Below are 3805 nucleotides of genomic sequence, written 5' to 3'. Positions count from 1 at the left end.
GCTCGCTTCGCTTGCGTGTTTGTGCGCGTGGCGGGTGGGATGCGCGTTTGCCGTCTTGTGTGCGCTTCGCGTGTCGGGCGTGCGCGGTGGCTGCTCGCTTCGCTTGCGTGTTTGTGCGCGTGGCGGGTGGGATGCGCGTTTGCCGTCTTGTGTGCGCTTCGCGTGTCGGGCGTGCGCGGTGGCTGCTCGCTTCGCTTGCGTGTTTGTGCGCGTGGCGGGCGGGATGCGCGTTTGCCGTCTTGTGCGTGCCGCGCGTGTCGGGCGTGCGCGGTGGCTGCTCGCTTCGCTTGCGTGTTTGTGCGCGTGGCGGGTGGGATGCGCGTTTGCCGTCTTGTGTGCGCTTCGCGTGTCGGGCGTGCGCGGTGGCTGGCTGCTTTACTGCGCGTTTGTGCGCGTGTCGTGCTCGGGTGCGCGTTTGCGCGTTTGCGCGTTGCGCGTATGTGCTCGTTTTCCCGGGGCCTTCCAGCTCGTGTGCGGGGCGCTGCGGTTGTTCGGTTTGGTCGCGCGTTGGGGTGGGGTGGGCGCGATACGGTGACGCGGGTGAATGTCCGAGGGGGCGACGGACGGGCGGGCCGGTATGGGGGCGATCGAGTTCGGGGTTCTGGGGCCGCTCGTGGTGCGGTCGGGAGCCGAGACGGTCGCGCTTCCGGGTGGGATGGCCTACCGGCTACTGGCCCTGCTCCTGGCGCGCGCCGGGGAGGCCCTGCCCATCGACCGCCTGGCCGACCAGCTCTGGGACGGGCGGCCACCCCGTACGGCGCGGAAGACGACCCAGGTCTACCTGCACCACCTGCGGCGGGTGCTGCCCGACCCCGACCGCATCCGGCTCACCACGGCCGGCTACCGGCTCGTCGCGGAACCGGACGAACTCGACTCCGGACGGCTCGAGACGCTCGTGCGGCGGGCCGCGGCCGCGCCGCCCGACCAGGCGGGAACGCTGCTCGATGAGGCGCTGGGCCTGTGGCGGGGCACGCCGTTCGCCGGGGTCACCGGGGTGCCGATGGTGGACGAGGCCCGCGACCGCCTGACCGACCTGCGTCTGACCGCGGTCGAGGAGAGTGCGCGCGCCGGGCGGCACGCCGACCTGCTGCCGTTGTTGCGGTCGCTCGCGGCCGAACAGCCGTACCGGGAACGTCTGCACGAACACCTGATGATCGCACTCTCCCTGGCCGGTCGGCGTGCGGAGGCCCTGGCCGTCTACCGTGACCTGCGCGAACGCCTCGACACCGAGCTGGGCGTGGAACCCGGTCCCGCGATCCAGGAACGGCACCGGCTGATCCTGCGCGGCGACCCGCTGGTGGCGCCCGGCCGCCCGATGCTGTTGCCGCGCGACATCCCCGACTTCACCGGACGTACGGCCGAACTCGACCGCCTCGACGAGATCGCCGACGAGCCCTCGGCGGTCACCGTGGTCTGCGCGATCGGTGGCCTGGGCGGAGTCGGCAAGACGGCACTCGCGGTCCACTGGTCGCACCGGGCCCAGGCGCGCTTCCCCGACGGCCAGCTCTATCTCAACCTTTTCTCGTACGATCACCGCCCCGTCCGCGGCACCGCCGAAGCGCTCCACCATCTGCTCGCCTGCCTGGGCGTGCCCGGCAACCAGATCCCCGCCACGGTCGACGGCGCCGCCGCGCGCTACCGGGCCGAGCTGGCCGGCAAACGCATGCTGGTCGTGCTGGACGACGCCCAGGACACCGACCAGATCCGCACCCTGCTCCCAGGCGAGCCGCGCTGCCACGTGCTGGTCACCAGCCGTACGTCGCTGTCGGGCCTGATCGCCCGCGACGGCGCCCGCCGGATCACGCTGTCGCCCCTCCCCGGAACCGACGCCAAAGCATTGCTGCACGCGGTGGTGGGAGCCGCACGCTGCGTAGCCGAACCCGAGGCGGTCGACGACCTGGTGACCCTCTGCGGCGGCCTGCCCCTCGCCGTCCGCATCGCCGCCGCCCATCTGGTCGACCGCCCCACCACCCCGATCGCCGACTACGTCACCGAGCTGCGCGCGGCCGGCCGGGTCGAGGGGCTGCGCCTGGCCGACGACGAGCAGTACGCCGTGAAGGCCGTCCTCGACCGCTCGACAGCCGCGCTGTCTCCACCCGACCGGGCCGCGTTCGCCCTGCTCGGCGTCATCCCCGGCCGCGACTTCACCGCCGCCGCCCTGGCCGCCATGACCCCGCCCGCCCGCGCCGACCGGGCCGGGGCGACGCTCGAGCGCTTTGTTGCGGCGCGGCTCGTGGATGAGGGGGCGCCGGGGCGGTTCACCCTGCATGACCTCGTACGCGAATATGCGCTCGGCCTGGCCGGGGATCCCGTGGAGCCGCTGGGGCGGTTGCTGGCCTACTACCGTGCGGCCACCGGCCGGGCGTCCGAGGCGCTGCGGCCGGGGCTCAGCGAACCGGAGGCCGGCGAGGCGATGACCGTCGGCGACGCCCAAGGCTGGTTCGCCGCCGAGCATGACAACCTGGCCGCGGCCATCGTGGCCGGGGCGCGGCACGGGCTCGACGACGACGTGCGGGCGCTGGTCGACCCGCTGTGGAAGGTCTGCTACGCCATCGGCAGCGTCGATCGGTGGATCAGCGTGTTCGAGAGCGCGCTGACGGCGCTGCCCGGCGACGGTTCCGGCCTGGCTCGGCTTGCCGTGCTGAACACGTTGGGCAACGCGTACGTGGTAGCCGGCCGTTACGACCGAGCGGTGCCCGCTCACGAGGAGTGCGCACGCGAGTGGTCACTCGCCGGGCAGGCCGTGGACGCCGCCCGGGCCACCGCCAACCTGGCCGTCTCCTATGAACGGCTGGGCCGTTTCGACGAGGCGCTGGCGGCCCAGGAGGCGGCCCTCGAGACGTTCCGCGAGGCCGGCTTGCGCAACCTGGAGGCGTACGTGCTGGCCGTGGGAATTCCCGACGTCCGCAAGCGGATCGGCGACTACGCGGGCGCCCGGGACAGCCTGCTGGCGGCCCTGGAACTGATCCGGCCCGACGGCATGAGCGTCGACGTCGCCCAGGCCCTCAACAACCTGGCCGACGTCTGCCAGCTGACCGGCGACCTCGACCAGGCCGTCTCCTACGCCGACGAGGCCATGCGCGTCGCCCGGGCGGTCGGAAGCCGCCACCTGGAGACGATGACCATGACCACGATGGCCGCCGTGCTGCGCAGCCAGGGCCGGCTGGCCGAGTCGCTAGCTCTCTCCGAGCAGACCCAGCAATCGTTCGAGGAGATGGGCATGGCCGGCATGGCGTGCGAGAACCGCCTGGAGATGGCCCGGACCCAGGCCGCCGCCGCCCACATCGCCGAGGCCGCCGAGACCTACTCCCGGGCCGCCACCGAGGCCCGCGCCCTGGGCGAACGTCTGCTGCTGGCCCGCGCGCTGTCCGGCCTGGGCGACTGCACAGCTGCCTCCGCTCGCAAACGCGCCTACCGTGAGGAGGCACTGTCCCTTTTCGACGCCCTGGGCGCCCCCGAGGCCGAGCCCTTGCGAAAGCTGCTCGCCGAGGGCTGACCACTCGAATCACATCGCGTTGCTCTAGCGAGCGAGGCCGTTCCTCGGTGTAGGAGGCGGCGATCCGACGCGCGCTCAAAGCCGGCGACAGTGTCGTTCCGCGTCGTGATCGCGCGTGGTGGTTCGTGGCGTGGGCGCGCGTGGTGGTTCGTGGCGTGGGCGCGCGTGGTGGTTCGTGGCGTGGGCGCGCGTGGTGGTTCGTGGCGTGGGGCGCGCGTGGTGGTTCGTGGCGTGGGGCGCGCGTGGTGGTTCGTGGCGTGGGGCGCGCGTGGTGGTTCGTGGCGTGGGGCGCGCGTGGTGGTTCGTGGC

The 3805-nt window shown here is 72.8% G+C and carries 1 protein-coding gene; it reads left to right on the top strand.

Features of this window, described 5'->3' with window-relative positions:
- Positions 1 to 544: 544 nt before the first annotated feature.
- The gene (locus JIG36_RS51340; RefSeq protein ID WP_203384266.1) at positions 545 to 3496 is read left to right on the top strand and encodes an AfsR/SARP family transcriptional regulator; all 2952 of its coding nucleotides are present in this window, start codon (positions 545 to 547) and stop codon (positions 3494 to 3496) included.
- Positions 3497 to 3805 lie beyond the last annotated feature (309 nt).

The sequence above is a fragment of the Paractinoplanes ovalisporus genome, assembly GCF_016834655.1.
Taxonomy (GTDB): domain Bacteria; phylum Actinomycetota; class Actinomycetes; order Mycobacteriales; family Micromonosporaceae; genus Actinoplanes; species Actinoplanes ovalisporus.
Note: the sequence above shows the minus strand (reverse complement) of the source record. Positions and strands in the feature narration are given on the sequence as shown.